This is a genomic window from Petrotoga sp. HWHPT.55.6.3, assembly GCF_002895495.1.
Classification (GTDB): Bacteria; Thermotogota; Thermotogae; order Petrotogales; family Petrotogaceae; genus Petrotoga; species Petrotoga mobilis.
The window spans coordinates 34,772-55,721 of the sequence record NZ_AZRJ01000019.1 but is presented as its reverse complement, the minus strand read 5'-3'; the positions used below and the strand labels follow the sequence as shown (position 1 = coordinate 55,721).

13 protein-coding genes, 2 tRNA genes and 1 pseudogene are annotated in these 20,950 nt (G+C 34.6%); 3 read left to right on the top strand and 13 right to left on the bottom strand.

Going from position 1 to position 20,950, the window contains the following annotated elements:
- Positions 1-8 precede the first annotated feature (8 nt).
- The 3 genes from tig to X926_RS06625 all read left to right on the top strand — a co-directional run bounded on the left by tig (position 9) and on the right by X926_RS06625 (position 1,541).
- Positions 9-1,337, top strand: a complete 1,329-nt coding sequence (gene tig / locus X926_RS06635; protein ID WP_103065478.1) for a trigger factor — start codon at positions 9-11, stop codon at positions 1,335-1,337.
- Between the two features lie 46 nt (positions 1,338-1,383).
- A tRNA-Asp gene (locus X926_RS06630) sits at positions 1,384-1,460 on the top strand.
- A 4-nt stretch (positions 1,461-1,464) separates the two neighbouring features.
- Positions 1,465-1,541: transfer RNA gene (locus X926_RS06625), tRNA-Cys, on the top strand.
- Positions 1,542-1,554: 13 nt separating this feature from the next.
- Here X926_RS06625 and proB read toward each other — a convergent pair.
- From proB to X926_RS06560, 13 genes and pseudogenes are all read right to left on the bottom strand, one after another.
- Positions 1,555-2,658 (bottom strand): annotated as a pseudogene (gene proB, locus X926_RS10440) (glutamate 5-kinase); the annotation flags it as partial.
- Between the two features lie 7 nt (positions 2,659-2,665).
- Positions 2,666-3,661, bottom strand: a complete 996-nt coding sequence (locus X926_RS06615; RefSeq protein WP_103065477.1) for an isocitrate/isopropylmalate dehydrogenase family protein — start codon at positions 3,659-3,661, stop codon at positions 2,666-2,668.
- Between the two features lie 11 nt (positions 3,662-3,672).
- Positions 3,673-4,176 (bottom strand): 3-isopropylmalate dehydratase small subunit, encoded by a 504-nt coding sequence (locus tag X926_RS06610; protein WP_103065476.1) that lies wholly within the window; start codon positions 4,174-4,176, stop codon positions 3,673-3,675.
- Positions 4,177-4,206: 30 nt separating this feature from the next.
- The gene (locus tag X926_RS06605) at positions 4,207-5,466 is read right to left on the bottom strand and encodes a 3-isopropylmalate dehydratase large subunit (RefSeq protein ID WP_012209494.1); all 1,260 of its coding nucleotides are present in this window, start codon (positions 5,464-5,466) and stop codon (positions 4,207-4,209) included.
- Complete coding sequence (gene nifV / locus X926_RS06600) at positions 5,441-6,595, bottom strand: homocitrate synthase (RefSeq protein WP_103065475.1); 1,155 nt, start codon at positions 6,593-6,595, stop codon at positions 5,441-5,443. Before nifV ends, X926_RS06605 begins: the two co-directional genes overlap by 26 nt.
- 146 nt (positions 6,596-6,741) lie before the next feature.
- Positions 6,742-7,788 (bottom strand): N-acetyl-gamma-glutamyl-phosphate reductase, encoded by a 1,047-nt coding sequence (argC, locus tag X926_RS06595; RefSeq protein WP_103065474.1) that lies wholly within the window; start codon positions 7,786-7,788, stop codon positions 6,742-6,744.
- A complete protein-coding gene (argH, locus tag X926_RS06590) occupies positions 7,785-9,110 on the bottom strand; it encodes an argininosuccinate lyase (protein ID WP_103065473.1) in 1,326 nt (441 codons plus the stop codon). Before argH ends, argC begins: the two co-directional genes overlap by 4 nt.
- Positions 9,107-13,597 carry a carbamoyl-phosphate synthase (glutamine-hydrolyzing) large subunit gene (gene carB, locus X926_RS06585; protein ID WP_103065472.1) on the bottom strand — a complete coding sequence of 1,497 codons (4,491 nt, stop codon included), beginning with the start codon at positions 13,595-13,597 and terminating at the stop codon, positions 9,107-9,109. The genes argH and carB overlap by 4 nt, the downstream gene beginning before the upstream one ends.
- A 25-nt stretch (positions 13,598-13,622) precedes the next feature.
- Complete coding sequence (gene carA / locus X926_RS06580; protein ID WP_012209489.1) at positions 13,623-14,666, bottom strand: glutamine-hydrolyzing carbamoyl-phosphate synthase small subunit; 1,044 nt, start codon at positions 14,664-14,666, stop codon at positions 13,623-13,625.
- A 1-nt stretch (position 14,667) separates the two neighbouring features.
- Complete coding sequence (locus X926_RS06575; RefSeq protein WP_103065471.1) at positions 14,668-15,852, bottom strand: acetylornithine transaminase; 1,185 nt, start codon at positions 15,850-15,852, stop codon at positions 14,668-14,670.
- Positions 15,839-16,738: an acetylglutamate kinase gene (argB, locus tag X926_RS06570; RefSeq protein ID WP_012209487.1), complete on the bottom strand. Its 900-nt coding sequence runs from the start codon at positions 16,736-16,738 to the stop codon at positions 15,839-15,841. Before argB ends, X926_RS06575 begins: the two co-directional genes overlap by 14 nt.
- Positions 16,735-17,931 carry a bifunctional glutamate N-acetyltransferase/amino-acid acetyltransferase ArgJ gene (argJ, locus tag X926_RS06565; RefSeq protein ID WP_369973685.1) on the bottom strand — a complete coding sequence of 399 codons (1,197 nt, stop codon included), beginning with the start codon at positions 17,929-17,931 and terminating at the stop codon, positions 16,735-16,737. The genes argB and argJ overlap by 4 nt, the downstream gene beginning before the upstream one ends.
- A 330-nt stretch (positions 17,932-18,261) precedes the next feature.
- The gene (locus X926_RS06560) at positions 18,262-20,919 is read right to left on the bottom strand and encodes a CBS domain-containing protein (RefSeq protein WP_103065469.1); all 2,658 of its coding nucleotides are present in this window, start codon (positions 20,917-20,919) and stop codon (positions 18,262-18,264) included.
- Between the last annotated feature and the right edge of the window lie 31 nt (positions 20,920-20,950).

Sequence of the window (20,950 nt, the reverse complement as noted above, 5' to 3'; positions counted from 1 at the left end):
GAAGAATCATGGAAAAAACTTTACTTAGTCAAGACAAAAATGTTAAGAAATACCTTATCAAATTTTCTAAAGATGAAATTGAAAAAATAGAAGATCAAATCGTTCGAGAAATTAACCAGCATTACACCTTTGAAGGATTTAGAAAGGGTAAAGTCCCCAAACAGGTTATTAAGTTGCGTTTAGGTCCCGATTTCAATAATATGTTGTTAGAAGAAGCCGAACATGAGCTAGATCACAAAATCAGAGAAGAAGAAAAGTTACTCTTCCCAATTATTGTTGAATCAAAAGCTCAAGATGAGGAACACATAGAATTTGAAGTTTTACTTCACACCTATCCTGAAATTACAAAAACAGAATTTGAAAATATAACGGTTAAAATCCCTGAATCTAAAGAAGTGGTTGAAGACTTTGTTCAAAGAAGATTGAATGATTTACTGGAGAGCAACGCAATATTAGATCCAAAAGAAGAACCAATACAATATGGAGATTATGTAAGAATTAATTATGATTTAGTAGACGAAAACGGTGAAATAATCAAGTCCAATGAAGAAGAAGAAATAGTAGTAAGAGAAAATGACGAAAGAGAGCTGGTTAAAAACCTTCTCGGGAAAAAATCCGGTGACGAATTTGAATTAGAAAAAGAAGACCAGGGCAAAAAATTGGTTCAAAAAGTGCGAATCGCACAAGCTTATACAAGAAGACTTCCAGAATTGAACGATAATTTCGCCAAAGAGTTGAATATTGAAGTAGAAACATTGAACGACCTGAAAGAGATGCTGAAAAAAGAAGGAGAAGAAGCTGTTAAAAATTGGCAGGATGAATTTGTGATTAACTATATCTTATCTGAGTTACCCAATTATGTTGATATTGATATATCTGAAGAAAGCATAAATTATTATATTGACTCGACAATAAACGACCTAAAAAGCAAGGATAAATACGAAGAAAACTTAAAAAAATTTGAAAATGATGAAAATAAATTGAGAGAAGAAATCAAAAAGAGTGCTTTAAATTGGATTAAAGAGATGGTTGTCATCGAAAAAATATCTTTAGAAAACAACATAAAAGTAGGAAATGAGGAGTTATCTCAAGAAATTAAGAACTTCTCAACTATGTATGGTTTACCTTTCTCTCGCGCTCAGGAAATAATAAGCTCAAATCCCGAACTATCAAATGAAATCCTGTGGAACAAATTAAGAGAAAAAGTTGCCCAATTCATCAAAGAGAAAGTACAAATAGTTGAAATATCAAAAGAAGAGTTTGAAGGTGAAAATGTAACCCCAAACGAAGAACAAAAAGAAGAAGTCATCACTGATGATGAAGCAAGCGAAGAATAGACTAGACAAAATAAGAATTATATGATAAAATACACTTGAAGTTGAAGGGGACGTGGTGAAGTTGGTTATCATGCCGGTCTGTCACACCGGTGGCCGCGGGTTCGAGTCCCGTCGTCCCCGCCAATTTGGCAACGTAGCCAAGGGGTCAAAGGCGGCGGTCTGCAAAACCGTTATTCGAGGGTTCAAATCCCTCCGTTGCCTCCATTATAACTAAATTATCCCTGTGTATTACTTCTTCAGGACCAACGTTGTCTTTGAACGTAAGAATTTCATTGGTTTTCTTACCAATTATTTCTTTCAATTCCTTTGATGAATAGTTTACCAAACCCCTTCCGATATTTTCTCCTTTTTTATTGGATACTATCACCAGATCTCCGATGGAAAAATTTCCTGTTAAACTTACAATTCCTACCGCTAACAAACTTTTTCCTTTTAAAAGTGCCTCGCGAGCTCCATTATCCACAATCAATTCTCCTTTTGGCTTTAAGCTGAACTGAATCCACCTTTTCCTTTTGCTCATCTTTTTATCTTTAGGTAAAAAGGTTGTACCGATGTTGAACTTCGTATTTTCAATATTATCAACAGCTTTTGTGATGATACCCTCTTCGTAAGATGGGAGAATTGTTAAAGGTATTCCTGAAGCATTGGAAATCTTTGCTGCTTTTAATTTTGAACTCATTCCTCCAGTACCAAGTTTGCCACTCTTTCCGTTGGCAAGATTTTCAAGCTCGGGGGTAACTTCTTCAACAATATTAATCAGCGATTTCGGGTTCCCTAAATCTTTTAATAATCCTGGAATATCCGAGAGAATGATCAATAAGTCCGCTTCCAACAAGCTTGCAACTTGAGCAGACAAAACATCATTATCTCCTAATTTAATTTCATCTGTCGTTACTGTATCGTTTTCATTTACAATAGGTACTACATCATTTTCTAAAAGTGCATTCATCGTATTGTATGCATTTAAATAACGCTGACGATTAGAAAAATCGTCAGCCGTTAAAAGTATTTGAGCCACTTTAATATTTTTAACTGCAAAAAGATCACGATATTTAGAGATCAACACACCTTGACCAACTGCTGCACAAGCCTGCTTTTCAGTAACAGAATAAGGTTTATATCGGTAACCTAACTCACTTTTGCCAGCGGCTATAGCTCCTGATGAAACAATAATTATATCTTTTTTTCTTTTAAACTTTAATTCAGTTACTTGCTCAACGACTTTATTCATCTTACCAACATTTATTCCATTTTCATCGGCTATTGAGCTACTACCAACCTTTATAACTATCTTATTGATTGTATTTTTCAAAAAAATCACCAACCATTCAATTCAAAAATGAAATAATTTTATTTTTTATGGACTCTATGTTACCTTTTCCACCTAAATCCGGGGTTAAACTCTCTATATCTTTAACTGTTGAGGAAATAGCGTTTTCGAGTTTTTTTGCTAACTCGTTCAGCTTTAAATAATCTAACAACATAATGGATGAGCTTAATAAGGCGATCGGGTTTGCTATACCTTTATTAGCTATATCCGGAGCACTCCCATGGACTGCCTCAAAGATAGCAGTATCCTCACCAATATTAGCAGCTGGAGCAAGACCCAATCCTCCTATTAAACCTGCAGCTAAATCGGAAAGGATATCTCCGTACAAATTTGGGGCTACAACTACATCAAATTTTTCAGGATTCAACACCAACTGCATTGACATATTGTCAATGATCTTTTCTTCGTACTCTATTTCAGGATATTCATTTGCTACTTTTCTAATAGCTTCCAAAAATAAGCCATCTGTAATCTTTAGAATGTTAGCCTTATGAACAGCTGTGACTTTCTTTCTTTTATTTTCCTTTGCATAATTAAATGCAAAATATGCGATCTTTTCACTTGCGCTTTTTGTTATAACTCTGACGGCACAAGCTGTATCGTCAATCTTATACTCAATCCCTTTATACAAACATTCGGTATTTTCTCTCACTACAACCAAATCGACATTATTGTACTTAGTATTGAGACCCTCTAAACTTTTAACAGGCCTTAAATTTGCATATAAATTGAACCGTTCTCTTAGTGTAACGTTCACACTTCTAAATCCTTTGCCTATCGGCGTAGTTATAGGACCTTTCAAGGCTACTTTATTTTTCCTAATCGAATCGATCACATAATCAGGCAGTGGAGTTCCATATTTTTCAATTACCTTCTCTCCAGCTTCCACTAAATCCCAACTAATAGGAGCTTTCAAATGTTCAAAAATCTCTACCACTACAGAGGTTATTTCTGGACCTATTCCATCACCTGGAATCAAAGTAACTGTATACATAAAATCACCTACTATTCCATTAATTCTAAAGTACCATATTTTTTGTAATAATTAACCAAACCCCCACTTTGTAAAATCTTTAGCATCACTTTGGGGAGAGATTTAATCTTCAAAATTTCATCTTTGGTAAGATTCTTAACTACACCTTTTTCTAGATCAACAGTCAATAAATCACCTTCATCTATATTATCAGTTGGAACTTCAACTAAAGGTAAGCCAATATTTATGGAATTTCTATAAAATATTCGGGCGAAAGATGTTGCTATAACAGCACTTATACCAGCATGTTTTATCACTAAAGGAGCTTGTTCCCTAGAAGAACCACAACCAAAATTTTCTCCTGCAACAATGAAATCACCTTTTTTGATTTCATTATAAAAATTTGGCCTTAGATCCTCCATCAAATGAACAGATAATTCATCCATATCGATGGTATTGAATTTGTATTTTCCAGAAATAATGTAGTCGGTGTTCACATCATCACCAAATTTATGAGAATAACCTTTTAATTCCATTATTTATCCTCCCGTTCTAAAAATTAACTTTCACAAATATTTTCGGGGATCCGCTATTTTTCCCTCAATACAAGAAGCCGCCACTGTGGCAGGTGATCCCAAATAGATGAAAGCTTTGTTGTTTCCCATTCTTCCTTTGAAGTTTCTATTTGCTGTAGAAATTACATTCTCGCCATCTGAAGGTACTCCATTATGTGTACCCACACAAGGCCCACAGCCTGGGGCAACTACTGTAGCTCCAGCTTGAATTAAAGTTTGAATTATTCCCTCATTCATAGCTTTTAATAAAGTATCTTTAGATGCAGGAGCCACAATAAGTCTAACACCCTTATGGATTTTTCTGCCTTTTAAGATATTCGCAGCTATTCTTAGATCTTCAATTCTTCCGTTAGTGCACGTACCTAACAAACCTTGATGTATAGGAATACCTTCAACTTCACTAATTGGACTAACATTATCAACGGCATGGGGTTTGGCAACTTGAGGTTCCAAATCGCTGACATCAAATTTGTATATCTTTTCATAATTTGCACCTTCGTCTGATTCGTAACTTTTAAATGGTTTATCAGTTCTTTCTTTTATCCAATTTTCAGCTTTTTCATCAAGTTTCATCAAACCGACTTTGGCTCCCATTTCCACTGACATATTAGAAATGGTAAATCTTGCCTCAACCGATAAATTATCAATAACTGGGCCCTCAAACTCTACAGCCTTGTAAGTTGCTCCATTGGCGGTCATATTCTTTATAACATACAACGCAACGTCCTTAGAATAAATACCTTTTGAAAGAGAACCTTCTAAAACAATTTTTATACTTTGTGGTACCTTAAACCATAACTTACCACTCGCCATAGCAATAGCCAAATCTGTTGAACCGACACCCGTTGAGAAACAATTAAGGGCACCATAAGTACACGTGTGAGAATCAGCCCCTATTACGATCTGTCCAGGTAGGGCATGCCCTTTTTCGGGCATTAGTTGATGACATATGCCCTCACCGATATCGTAAAACTTGGTACCGTAATTGCTACTAAAATCTCTCATCAATTTATGTAACGCAGAAACCTTTTCACTTGGACTGGGAGCGTTGTGATCTATTACAAAGGCTACTTTTTCAGGGTAGGCAACCTTTTTAGCTCCAACATTTTCAAACGTCTTAATAGCTAATGGAGTGGTTCCATCTTGCCCCATCATGAAATCAACATCAACTATGACTATTTCCCCCGCTTCAACATCTCTTCCCAAATGATCACTGAATATCTTTTCAGATATTGTTTTGTAAGTTGACATCCTTTATCTTTTCCTCCCTCATTTCGTTGTAAAGATAGATTAACTCTTTATCGAATAAGCTTCTTTTGAGTTGAACAGATAGGGATCTTACCCTTTTTAAAATCTCTTCTCCTTCTTCAGGAGTTAAATCTATTTCGTATTCTTTGAATTTTGCAATAATAGCGTTCCTCCCGGAATGTTTTCCAATAAGTATCTGTCTTTGTAATCCTACTTCTTCAGGAGTGAAGGATTCATATGTTTTGGAGTCCTTTAATACACCGTCTGTATGAATGCCAGACTCGTGAGCAAAAACATTATGGCCTACGATTGTTTTTGATAAAGGAAGAACTCTTCCTGACGCCTTAGCAACGTATTCACAAACTTCTTTTAGTAAGTGAGTTTTTATTCCCAAATCATTTTTGTAAATGTATTTAAGAGCCATCACCACTTCCTCTAAAGCTGCATTACCTGCTCTTTCTCCTAACCCATTTACCGTAACACCTGCGTACTTAGCACCCGCTCTTATTCCTGCCAATGTATTAGCTGTAGCTAAGCCAAAATCGTTGTGAGTATGCATTTCAACATTTATACCAACTTCGTCTATTATTCTTCTGATATGTTCGTAGATGGAAAATGGTTCCATCATGCCAACGGTGTCACAGTATCTTAACCTATCCGCTCCTGCCTCTTTAGCCTCTTTGGCAAACTTTATAAGAAAATCCATATCACTTCTAGAGGCATCTTCAGCGTTTACAGACACGTACAAATTGTGTTTTTTGGCAAATTTTGTGGCATCTACCATGCTTTTTAATACCCAATCCCTATCTTTCTTTAATTTATGTTTGATGTGAATATCTGAAGTGGAAATAGAAATGGCAACCGCATCAACCCCACAATCAATAGATTCTTCAACATCCTTTATAACTGCTCTATTCCAGCCCATAATTGATACACCTAAGTCTAATTTACTTATCTTTTTTATGGCTTCCTTTTCATCTCCACCCATCGTGGGAATCCCGGCTTCGATCTGATAAACCCCTAACTCTGCTAACATCTTTGCTATTTGGACCTTTTCTTCATTTGCAAATACTACCCCGGCAGTTTGCTCGCCATCTCTTAAAGTTGTATCAACTATATATACGTTACTCACGTTCTTTTGTACGTTCTTCTTTCCTTTAGATTTAGAAGAATCGTACCCTCCCTCCTTTCAATTTTAGTGTCTATTGTAACTCTAGACTTACATCAAGGTCCTTAAATTTTTCTTAATTATACATTAATTTCAAAAAAATATCAAGTTCATGGAAAAATTCTTATTATGTCAAGACCTTTATTTTCAGGCAGTCCAAACATTAAATTCATATTTTGTACCGCCTGGCCACTGGCTCCCTTCATTAAATTATCAATCACAGACATGATTATCAAAGTATTTGTATGTTCGGCCATTTCAAAACCTATTTGACAGAAATTAGAGCCAGCAACACTTTTAGTAGATGGATACTTTCCAGGTTTAAGAATTTTTATAAAATAATCGTTTTTATAAAATTCTTGGTAAAGATCGTAGACTTCTTTTAGGGTTATATCTGATTTCAAATTACAATAAATCGTACTTAAAATTCCCCTTGTCATTGGAACTAGATGTGGAGTGAAAACAACTTTCACCTCTTGTTCCATTATTTTTGATAGCTCTTGCTCTATTTCTGGAATATGTCTATGTTTAGCAACGTTATACGGTTTAGTATTTTCATTACATTCTGAATATAGGTTACTAAATTTAGGTTCATGACCTGCACCCGATACACCAGATTTACTGTCAATAATTATGTTTTTATCTGTCACAACTCTATTTTTTAAAACAGGGGCAAGTGCCAAAATCACACTAGTTGGATAACAACCGGGATTTCCGATAATTTGTGCATTTTTAATCTTTTCCCTATATAACTCTGTTAATCCATAGACTTTATTGTATTTATCATATTCTATTTGTTCTATGTCTTCGTTTGAACCATACCAATTTTTGAAAATATTAAAGTCATCAAAACGAAATGCTGAACCTAGATCTATCAATCTCTTACCTGCATCCACTACCATCTTACCGATTTCGAAAGTTAGTTCGTGAGGTAAAGTTGAAAATATAATATCGCAAGTAACAACCGCTTTTTTAAAATCATCACCCTCTAATATCAGATCACAAAATCCGTCGAGACCTGGATAAACTTCCGAAATTAATTGGGATTCAAAGTGTTTTGATGACAGATAAGTTATCTTAGCATTTGGGTGTTTTGAAAGAATTCTGATTAATTCAATACCAGTGTATCCTGTTGCCCCAAGTATACCTACATTCATACATCTTCCTCCCATCTGGCTGCCCCAATTGTTTTACGGCTTTTTAGAATATTTCTTACATTTAAAGCTTCATATACATCCTCATCTATCGACTGACAAAAATTTTTAAATTCTGAAATATTCAACTCTTCTAATGGAACCTTTTTTGTTATAGCATACGCAACTAATTTTCCAACTATATCGTGAGCGGTTCTAAAAGGGATCCCTTTTTTTACCAAATAATCTGCCAAATCCGTTGCATTGAGATAACCAAATTTTACAGCCTCTTCCATTTTTTCTTCGTTCACACGCATCGTTTTCAACATACCTATAAATACCTTTAAACAAACTTTTAATGTATCAACTGTATCAAACAGTGGTTCTTTATCTTCTTGCATATCTTTGTTATACGCAAGGGGTAAACCTTTCATAGTTGTTAAAAGGCTAAGCAAATTTCCATATACCCTACCCGTTTTACCCCTGATTAATTCAGCAGAGTCTGGATTTTTCTTTTGTGGCATTATACTACTTCCAGTCGAATATTCATCGCTCAGTTCAACAAAATTGAACTCTTGGCTAGACCAAAGTACTATCTCCTCAGAAAATCTACTCAAATGCATCATTATCAAAGAAGCTATTGATAAAAATTCAACGATGAAATCCCTATCGCTTACTCCGTCAATACTGTTTAGTGAAACCTCTTTAAAGTCTAACAATGAAGCCACATACATTCTATCTATATCGTATGATGTTCCAGCTAAAGCTCCTGAACCTAAAACCAAAACATTCACTCTTTTCAAAGAATCTTTCAACCGTTCTATATCCCTTTTAAACATCTCCACGTAAGCCAACAAATGATGAGAAAATGTGATAGGTTGAGCTCTTTGCATATGTGTGTAACCGGGCATAATTTTGTTTTTGTATTTTTTTGAAAGTTCCACTAAAACGACATTCAATTGTTCTAATAAATCTATAATTTTGAATATTTCATTTCGTAAGTACATCCTTTCATCTGTTGCTATTTGATCGTTCCTACTTCTTGCTGTATGAATCTTTTTGCCCACATCCCCTATCTTTTCAACCAATATTTGCTCTACCAATGTGTGCACATCTTCTACCTTTGGAATCTCTTCAAATTTTTCTTCTTTTATTTCTCTTAACGCCCTTTCAATTTGTTCAAACTCTTCTTCAGAAATAATTTTTGCCTTTTTCAACCCTTCCGCATGGGCTAATGACGCTTCTATATCGTAGGGCAATAATCTGATATCAACATTTATTGACGAATTAAATATTTCCATGTCTTCTGCAATTTTTTCTTTAAACCGACCTCCCCATAATTTCATTGTTCTCCTCCTGCAGTCGTTTTGTCGTATTTTTGATTTTCAACAAAATGCTTCATCTGATAAGCTCTCATCTTCAAAGGTAGTCCAAACAAGTTTATAAAACCTTCTGCATCCTTTTGGTCGTAAATTTTATCTTCTCCAAATGTAGCTAACTCTTCGTTGTATAAGGAATATGGTGAACTTAATCCTGCAGTTATAATATTTCCCTTGTAAAGTTTCAATTTCACAACACCGGTAACCACCTTCTGTGTTTCATCTACAAAAGCATCTAAACTTTCTTTCAACTGAGAGAACCACAATCCATTATAAACAAGATCCGCATACTTTTGTGCCACTAAATCTTTGAATCTTGACGTTTCTTTGTCAAGTACCAAGCTTTCCAGTTCTTTGTGTGCAGTATATAGTAATGTTCCACCTGGAGTTTCATACACACCTCTTGATTTCATTCCAACTAATCGATTTTCTACGATATCTGCAATCCCCACACCATTTATTGATGCAATTTCATTGGCTTTCTTTATCAACTCTACGGGAGAAAGGTCTTCTTCGTTTATCTTCACTGGAATCCCTTTTTCAAATTCTATGGTTACATATTCAGCAACATCGGGGGCTTTTTCAGGTGGAGTAACCATATCGAATAACTCAGGCTTTGGTTCATTCCAAGGATCCTCTAAATCTCCTCCTTCATGGCTTATATGCCAAATATTTTTATCAACACTGTATATTTTTTCTTTGGTTATAGATATTGGAATTCCCTTCTTTTGGGCATAGGCAATTTCTTCCTCTCTGGACTTAATTTCCCATATTCTCCAAGGAGCAATAATTTTTATAGAAGGATCTAATGCCTTGATAGATACTTCAAATCTTACTTGATCGTTACCTTTACCTGTGCAACCGTGTGCAACGACATTTGCACCTTCTTTGTGGGCAATCTCAACTAGTTTTTTTGCCATTAGAGGTCTTGCAAAGGATGTTCCCAACAAGTATTTACCCTCGTAGATTGCTCCAGCTTTCAAAGTTGGATAAATATAATTGGTTACAAATTCTTCCACAACATCTTCTACGTAAACCTTAGTTGCACCACTTGAAAGAGCTTTTTTCTCGATAACATGAGTTTCTTCTCCTTGCCCTACATCAATACATACTGCAATAATTTCACAATCATACTTTTCTTTTAACCATGGTATGATTACAGATGTATCTAACCCTCCTGAATATGCTAACACTACCTTTTCCCCGGTTTTCATAAATAAATCACCTCTTTTTGATATTTGAAAATTTTTTTGTAGATTATGATAATAATCTACATATTCGTTCAAGGACTGTACATTATTTTTTCCGATTTTGCAATTCTTTGTTGCTTCAATTGATTTTTGAGCTGTTTCCAATGCTGTAAATAGAGGAATGCCGTTTTCTAAAGACGTTCTTCTTAATTTGAATCCAAAGTTGGATACGTTTTTACCTTTTGTAGGTAAATTAATAACCATTGAAAAATAACCTTTCTTTACTAACTCTAATGATTTTTGGTGATCTATCTCTTTTATTGTAATATCCATCAATTTGAAGGCTTCTGCTGTCCCAGTAGTTCCCCACAATTCGTATCCACAGCTTTGAAGATATTTAACAAAACTTTTACTTCCACTCACTTCTTTTTCTGGAAATGATAATAGTACATTACCCGTAGAAGGAACATCCAAATGAGCACTTTTAAAAGCCTTATACATCGCATTATGATAGTCGAAATCGATGCCAAGAGTTTCCCCTGTAGATTTCATCTCTGCACCTAAGGCAACTTCAACACCTGGCAATTTTTCTAATGAAAATATTGGCGCTTTAACCACCGTATATGGGATTTTTAGATAAAAAGGTTCATAATACCCAAGTTCTTTCAAGTTATTACCTAACGCAATTTCAACTGCCAGTTTTATCATTGGAATTCCTGTTACTTTACTGATTATCGGAACCGTTCTTGAAGCCCTAGGATTCACTTCAATAACGTAAACTTTTCCCTCTTTCACGATAAATTGAATGTTTATTAAACCCTTAACTTTCACCGCTTTGGATATTTTTTCAACGTATCTCACAATTTCTTTCTCTTCTAATTCTGACAAGGTTTTGGCAGGAAATACGGCAAAACTGTCACCTGAATGAATTCCCGCTTTTTCAATATGTTCCATTATTCCAGGAATTAATACATTTTCTCCATCAGAGACGGCATCAACTTCAACTTCTACTCCTTCTATGTATTCATCTATTAGAACTGGTCTATTGGGTGATAAGTCTAAAGCATGTGATAAGTACTCGAATAATTCATCTTCGGAATTAACCTTTTCAATAGATTGTCCTCCAATCACATAAGAGGGTCTAACTAAAAGAGGAAACCCTAAACGCTTAGCAATTTCTCTAGCTTCATCAAATGAAGTAACGTACCCACCACGAGGCTGATTGATCTCCAACTCTTTTAGCAACAGTGAAAATCTTTTTCTATCTTCACACAAATCAATATGCTCATATGATGTTCCCAAGATTTTGATTCCATGTCTTTCAAGTTCTTCACCTAGATTTAAAGCTGTTTGCCCTCCAAACATGACCATTGTCCCCATTGGATCTTCTTTTTCTATGATATTCAAAACATCTTCTTGAGTAAGGGGTTCGAAGTACAATCTATCACCTGTATCAAAATCTGTACTGACGGTTTCAGGATTGTTGTTTATGATGATTGATTTGATACATTTTTCTTTTAATGCCCATAGAGCTTTAACTGTACAATAATCAAACTCCACCCCTTGTCCGATCCTTATCGGTCCTCCACCTATAACTATGACTTTTTTTATGTCCTTGTGAACCTCTATTTCGTCCTCTTCACCATAAGTTGAGTAGAGATATTGTGTTACTGAATCAAACTCCGCTGCACATGTGTCAACCATTTTGTATGACGGAGTAATAGCATAGGTTTTTCTCAATTCTCTAACTTGATCTTCTTGTAACCCGTTTAATTCAGATATTTCTTGGTCTGAAAAGCCAAGACCCTTTGCTTCAAGTAATAGGTCGTAATTCAATTGGGAGAATCTAATAGTATTTTCAAAATCGACGATGTTTTTTATTTTTTCTAAAAACCATTCGTCTATGAAGGTTAATCTATGAATATCAAAAACCTTATAACCTCTTCTAAGTGCTTCGGCAATATGAAACAATCTTTTTTCGTTCGGAATTTGTAAATGTTCTACTAATTCTTCATCGCTCTCTTTTTGAACCTCTTTAATTCTCAAGCCTTTAATTTTCATATCAAGAGAGCGTACCGCCTTTAATAAAGAACTTTCAAAGGTACGTCCAATAGCCATCGTTTCACCAGTGGATTTCATTTGTGTACCTATCTTTTTATCAGCTTGATAAAACTTATCAAAAGGCCAGCGGGGGATCTTTGTGACAACATAATCTAAAGATGGTTCAAAAAAAGCTGTTGTTTTTCCAGTAACGGGATTTTTTATCTCATCCAAAGAAAATCCTATTGCGATTTTTGTAGCAATTTTTGCTATAGGATACCCCGTTGCTTTGGACGCTAAGGCACTGGATCTACTCAAACGAGGATTCACTTCAATAACTCGATATTCTTCGTTATAAGGATTGAGGGCAAATTGAATATTGCAAGCACCTTCTATCTTTAAAGCTTTTATTATCTTAATGGATGAGTCCCTTAACATTTGATGTTCTTGATCTGTCAACGTTTGAGAAGGTGCAACAACTATACTATCTCCGGTGTGAATTCCTACAGGATCAAAATTTTCCATATTACATACGGTGATGCAATTATCAAAAGAATCCCTAACCAATTCGTATTCGATCTCTTTCCAACCCAATAAGGATCTTTCTATTAAGACCTCTTTCATCATGCTCTTTTTCAACCCATTCTCTACAAATTCTATTAACTCCTCTTCGTTGTAAGCAAATCCACCACCTGTTCCTCCTAAAGTGTATGCTGGGCGTATTATCAAAGGATACCCAACTTTGTTAGCAAAATTTATGGCTTCGGATACTGTCGACACCGTGAGGCTTTCAGCGATAGGTTCTTCAATTTCTTGCATTTTTCTTTTAAATAATTCTCTACTTTCTGCTATTTTTATGGATTCAACCGATGTTCCCAATTCTTGAATATCGTATTTATCGATAATTCCACTATCCTTTAATTGGATAATTAGATTTAAGGCTGTTTGTCCTCCAAGTGTTCCTAAAATCCCATCCGGTTTTTCTTTTTCTATAATGGAAATTAAAGTATCCATTTCAAGGTTTTCCATATAAACTACATCTGCTATTTCTGTATCAGTCATAATAGTTGCAGGATTGTTGTTTACCAATATTACTTTACATCCTTCTTCTTTTAAAGATTTACAAGCTTGGGTTCCTGAATAATCGAATTCTGCTGCTTGACCTATTATTATTGGTCCAGAACCTATAACTAAAACATTTTTTATTTCACGTTTTTTTGGCATTGTTGACCTCCCCGGAAGTATGCTCTTAGTTTCTATTGATTAAATCTTTGATTTTTCTAAAAATAAAAGTTGTATCGTGAACCCCAGGACCACCTTCTGGATGAAATTGGACAGTAAAAATGGGATACTTTTTGTGCATGATTCCCTCGATACTTTGATCATTCAAATTGATGTAGGTAATTATTACATCTTTGTTTTTCACTGACTCTTTTTCAACCATATAACCGTGGTTTTGAGAAGTGATATAACATTTATTGTTCAACAAATTCATCACAGGATGGTTGGTACCTCGGTGACCAAATTTCATTTTTACAGTGTTAAAACCTAACGCCAAAGAGATTATTTGATGACCCAAACAAATCCCAAAAAGTGGTTTCTCACCTATAAACTCTTTAGCTAAAAGTATGGCTTCTTTTGCCTTTTTTGGATCACCGGGACCGTTGGAGAATAATACTAAATCTGGTTGAACCTTATCTACATCATTTTTAGTACTGTTATATGGAAAAACATAAATATCGTATCCTTCAGATTTGAGCTGGTTCACTATATTTTTCTTAACTCCTAAATCTATCAGGGCTACTTTTGGACCGTTCCCTTGAATTCTATAAATTTCCTTTGTTGAAACACTATCAAGTAAATTCTCATCAGAAGTTGGAACTTCAAAATCCTTCTCGGTGGTTATCACACCATTCATACTACCTTCTATTCTTAACTTTTTCGTAAGGGCCCTCGTATCTACTTTACTTAAAATAGGTACTTCATGTTGGTCTAAATAATCTAAAAGTGAATACTGAGATGTGTGATGAGAGGGAAATTGACAGTAATCTTTAACTATCAAACCTTTGATGGGGGGTCTTTTTGACTGTAAATTCTCTAAATTTACACCATAATTTCCTATCAATGGATAGGTCATTACCAGTATTTCTCCTGCATAAGATGGATCCGTTATTGATTCCTCGTATCCAGTCATAGACGTGTTAAAGACAACTTCGCCTTGTCCAAAATCTTTTTTACTGATAATTTCTCCTTCAAAAATGGTAGAATCATTTAACTTTATAAATCCTTTCATCTTAATACCCCATTTCTAAAAAAACTTCTTCGAGAATATTCATACCCTTGGCTATCTCTTCTTTTGTGATTATAAGAGGAGGGACGAATCTTAAAACATTGTGATTTAAAAGATTTATCAAAAGTCCTTTTTCCATAGCTTTTTTTACTATATCACTGCCATCTTCTATGTCTAACTTGACTCCGATCATCAAACCTTTTCCCTTAACTTTGTCAATTATTGAATGTTTTTCCTTCATTGCTAATAATTGATTTTTGAAAAATTCACCATTTTCTTTCACCATATTCAGAAAAGATTCTTGTGCAACGTTTTTCATCACAGCCATGCCAACTGCACAGGCTAACGGGTTCCCACCAAATGTTGATCCATGATCCCCTGGTGTAAATACGTCAGCTTTTTCATTCACAACAAGCACACCGATAGGGAAACCACCACCTAAGGCTTTTGCAAGGGTCATCACATCGGGTACCACTCCAGAATGTTCATAGGCAAAAAGTTTTCCAGTTCTTCCTATCCCTGTTTGGACTTCGTCAAAAATCAAAAGAAGGTCGTTCTCATCACAAAGTTTTCTAACTTGTTGAAGATATTCATTTTTTGCTTCGTTTATTCCCCCTTCACCTTGGATAACCTCCAACATTACAGCACATGTATTTTTATCAACAGCCGACTTTAGTGAATTTATATCGTTGTACTCTACGCTTTCAAATCCTTCCAATAGAGGTTCGAAATTCTTGTGATATTTTGGCTGGGCTGTTGCCGTCAATGCACCGTAGGTTCTTCCATGAAATGAGTTCTTTGCCGTGATAATTTTGTATCTTTGCCCATTGTATTTAGTGTTTCCATATTTTCTTGCTAACTTAATCGCAGCTTCGTTCGCTTCTGTTCCACTGTTGCAAAAAAAGGCACTTTTCCCAAAAGATTTTTCACAAATCATCTTGGCTAACTGTACTTGATTACCATTCCAATAGAGGTTAGAAACATGAACTAATTTGTCAACTTGAGATTTCACTGCTTCTACAATTACGGGGTGAGAATGGCCCAAAACATTGACAGCGATCCCAGCAACAAAATCTAAGTATTCTTTACCGTTTTCATCCCACACCTTTGTACCTTTCCCTTGTACCAAAGTTATTGGAAATCTTGAGTAAGTATTCATTACATACTTTTTATCTTCAGAGATTATCATTATCGTATACCTCCTTCGCTATCATTGTTCCCACACCTTTGTCTGTGTAGATTTCTAAAAGTAAGGCATGGGGAATTCTTCCATCTATTATATGTGCCCTTTTTACTCCATCTTCTAAGGCTTGGATACAACATTTTAACTTAGGAATCATACCGCCAGTGATAAATTGAGAATTCAATAAGTCTTTTGCTTCTCGATATGACAGTCTTGAAATCACACTTTCTTCATCTTCTTTGTTTTTTAAAACGCCTTCCACATCAGTCAATAAAACAAATTTATCCGCGTTCAAAGAGGAAGCAATTTTACCTGCCGCTATGTCGGCATTAACGTTATAAGTTTTCCAATCTCTTCCAATTGCACAAGGTGCGATGACAGGGATATAATCTTTTTCAATTAAATTCAAAATTACTTCCCTATTTACATTCACTACCTTACCAACGTAACCCAAATCCCCTTGGGACAAATCTTTTTCTGCCAACAATAAATTTGCATCTTTCCCACTTAATCCAACAGCCTTTCCCCCAGTTTTATTTATCAACGATGTAATCTCTTTATTTATCTTACCAACCAACACCATCTCTACTATTTCCATAACTTTTTCATCGGTTACCCTTAATCCATTTACAAATTTTGTTTCTATATTTAAACTCGCAAGCATTTTATTGATATCTGGTCCCCCACCATGAACGATAACAGGATTTAGCCCAACATATTTCATAAGTACGATATCTTCTGCGACCATCGATTTAATTTGTGGATCTTTCATAGCGTTACCACCAAACTTAATAACAGCTATACTTCCCGCAAATTTTTTTATGTAGGGTAATGCTTCAACCAAAACTTCCGCTTTAGATATCTCATCAGAGAACTTTTCAACTTTTATCATGTTCTGTACCCTCCATTTATTTCTACATATTTGTAACTAAGATCACATCCCCAAGAAATAGCACTCTCTTCACCATCTTTTAAATCTACAATAATTTTTAATTCTTTCTTACCTAGAATTTCTTTTGCTTTAACTTCGTTAAAATCTATAAAATGACCATCTTGACAAAGTTGAATCTTTCCCACACAACTTTGAAACCAGACATCTACCTTATCAGGATCAAAGTTTCCACCTGAATAACCAGCGGCTGCCAGCACTCTTCCCCAATTAGCATCCTCTCCATGAATTGCTGTTTTGACTAAATTAGACTTGGCTATAGACCTTGAGATCAATTTAGCATCTTCTTTCGTCTTAGCATTTTTTACTTGTACCTCGAAAAATTTAGTAGCTCCTTCCCCATCCATAACGATTTTTTTAGCTAAATTTTCAACTACTTCATAAAGAGCTTTTTGAAATAAATTGTATTCAGAAGAATCTTCTGTAATTTCTTCGTTTTTTGCTTGCTTATTTGCCAGAATAAGCACCGTATCGTTGGTACTTGTGTCACCATCAACCGTTATTAAATTAAAAGAATTATCTACAGAGTGCTTTAAGGCCTTATTCAAAGCAGATTTAGAAATGTTTGCATCTGTCATGATGAAAGACAACATTGTAGCCATATTGGGATGAATCATACCTGAACCTTTGGCAACCCCGGTTAATGTTATCTTTTTACCCCCAATCACAACTTGTGTAGAATTAATTTTTGGGAAGGTATCTGTAGTCATTATCGCCTGTGCGAAACTTAAAAGATCATCATTTGTTAAATCAATATTTTTTTCAAATGATTCTATGCCGTTTAAAATTTTTTCAATTGGCAATGGAACACCTATAACACCTGTTGAACTTACAAATACATCTTCTGACTTTAAATTTAAGATCTGAGCGGTTTTTTCTGCCATGCTTATCGCATCTGAATATCCTTTTACACCAGTGCAAGCGTTTGCGTTACCACTATTCACAATAACAGCTTGTATTTCGTTATCCTTAATGTTCTCCATACTCAAAATAACTGGAGCCGCTTTAACTTTATTCGTGGTAAAAACGGCTGAGGCATTAGCCTTTTTTTCTGAGTATATCAGTCCTAAATCTTTTTTGAGCTTCTTGATTCCACAGTGAATTCCCCAGACTTTAAAACCCAATGGTAAAACAATACCTTCTTGCATTATTTCCGTACTTTCCATACACTAACCTCCCTCTATTCTTTTGAACTTACTGTCTTTAGAAACTCTAAAAAAAACGGCTACATCTTAAAAGATGTAGCCGCATGGATTAAAAATCAATTAGGAGAGTAACCATCTCCCAACCTCATAAGCACCCATTACCGGTGCTTATGATCCACCGGCTACATGGGCGCCTCCTATTGTTATTTAAATTTATTTGATTATAAGAAATGAAATTTTTTTCACAATTAGTCATAAATTCAAAAAACTCCTTTTGCTAAATTTTAGGGATTATAACATAAAAAAATTGAATTGTCAAATTTATATCAAATTTTTTTCTTCGCCAGGTTGTATTTCGCAATTCAAGAGTTTTTTCTTTATTTCTTCTAACTTTGCTTTAATTTGAACACCTTCGTATCCTTTCTTTAGTAAATCTTTCCCCGTGATGGAGAGTTTTAGTTTCTCAATTTTTCTTAAATATTCATAGTATTTTGCTAATAATTCTTCTGGAAGTTTTACAGCTAAAAAAATTAATTGTTCATTTTGAAAACCGTTGGTTTTTTCATAGAAATAAGACAATTTTGATGTTTTTTCTTTGTCATTTAAATCTATAGAAATTTCATTAAATACATTTTTTACTTGGATTAAATTCTTAATAAAATCTTTCGGTAGTCCATATCTTTCAGTAATTTTCTTTAGAGATTCTTCTGGAGTGTATTGCAGTAGAACGCATAATACTATGTGGAATAGTCTGACTTTATTCAAATAATTTGGTAAGTTTGCCTTAAAGTATTCCCTAACATCAAAAAGTTTTTCTAAATCTTTTTCTAGTGTAGGAGAGTAGTAAGTTTTTTCGAACAAGTGAAGAATAATTTTCAGTTTACCCATTCTTTTTATTGCTTTCATAGGTTGGGGCTCTTCTAGTATTTTTTCTAATTCCTCTCTTATCCTCATTCCAGTGACTTTTTCTAAATATCCATTTTCTACAGCTTCTTCTAATTTTGTTAAGGTGTTAGGCTCAATTTCAAAACCAAATCTTTGTTCAAACCTTATAGCTCTCAATATTCTAGTAGGATCTTCGATAAAAGAAAGTGGGTAAAGTATTCTTATCTTGCCTTCTTCAAGATCTTTTTTACAATTAAAAAAATCCATCAGTATTCCAAAGGAACCCGAATTAATTTTTATTGCCATGGCGTTTATAGAGAAATCCCTTCTATATAAATCTTTTTTAATAGTTGATAATTCAACCTTGGGAAGTTCTCCTGCTTCTTCGTAATATTCTGTTCGGGCAGTTGCAATATCAATCCTTATTATCTTATTTTCCCCATTTCTATAAAAAATTGAGCAGGTGTGAAATTTGGGGTGTTCAACATATTTTGCCCTTAATTGTTTAGCAACATATTTACCAAATAACAAACCATCCCCTTCCACTACTACATCTATATCGTAGGGTATTGACTTTGTACCGTTTGATTTAGAGTTAATTGCTAGCAAAAGATCCCTGACAAATCCTCCTACTACATATACGTTTAACCCCAACTCATTCCCATACAGGCCAATAAGTTTTAGAAGATTAAGAATAGATATCGGTAGAATTTTTTCCATTTCTTCTTTTAGATTTTGCGATTTATACTTTTCTTCTAATATTGGGCTAAGTGAAAAATTAAAAACTCCGTTAGTAGCCCTTAAAAGATCAGTTCTAGTTATTATGCCAACAAGTATTCCATCTTTTAAAACGGGAATCCTTCCAATGTCTGCTTCTGCCATGATCCTTCTTACTTGAGTCAACGAAGTTTCTACATCAACAACCTTTAAGTTAGTGCTCATTATAGCTTTAACAGGGGCATTTTTTAAACCATGTTTCATTGCTTTTTCTATGTCTTTTTTAGTTACAATACCCACTAATTTATTGTCAGATATTACAGGAAGGCCTGAATGCCCTGTTTGAAACATCAATTCATGAGCTATTTCCACTGTTTCAAATGATAATATGGTTCTGACGGGAGATGACATAATATGCTTTGCTTTTAAAACTGGGACAAAAGAAGATTTTAACTCTTTTTTAATCTTGTTAATGACCTCTTGTATCCCAAGAGCTTTTGTTTTGGCTGAACCAGCTTTTTTATGACCTCCACCGCCAAATAAAGATAGAATTTTATTTAAATCTATTTCTTCAATCCTTGATCTTGCAACTATATGAATGCTTTTACCCATTTTTACAACAACAAACAAAACATCTGGAGTTAGAGTCTCAAACAATTTGTGGGTTATAACGTTTAACCCACCTATAAATTTGTCGATCTCAGAATAAGTAATCTGTATTGTTACTTCCTCCAAGGTAAGCTCTTGTACATTGTTATAGAGTTTGTCAAAAAGTTCTTTTTGCTCTTTTGTCATTTCTAACGAAACAAACTCTTCTACCTCTTCTATCCTAGCACCGCCTTTTAATAGCTCTGCAGAAATTTGATGATCTAGAGGCGTCGTTGTAGAATAAACATAGTTTCCAGTATCTTCATGGATTGCTATTAAAAAAAGAGTTTCATAGGTATCAGGAAGAACTATTTTGGTTTCTAATAATTTTTGAACAATTAACGTTGTGGCGCTTCCTACTTCTTTAGAATAATTATTACCAGTGATATTTTGCTCCTTTAACTCCGGATGATGATCATATATATCAACTTCTGTTCCCTGTTCAACGAGCGATTTTATAAAATCAGGGATTCTATTGATATCAGCAGTATCCACAATCACAACTTTTTCGAAATTGCGGTTTTTTATTTCTTCTTGATACTCTTTTATAAAATTATTCTCTTTTTCGTATGGAATATCGTATATATTCAAAAATTCCTTAAGATTTTGCTGAGGCTCTCCTTCGAGCACAATAATAGAGTCTTCATATATTAATGATGCAGCCACACATCCGGCAAACCCATCAAAATCGGCATTTTTATGCGTAGTTATAATAATTTTAGGAACCAAGATAAATTCTCCCTCGGATTAAATACATTAT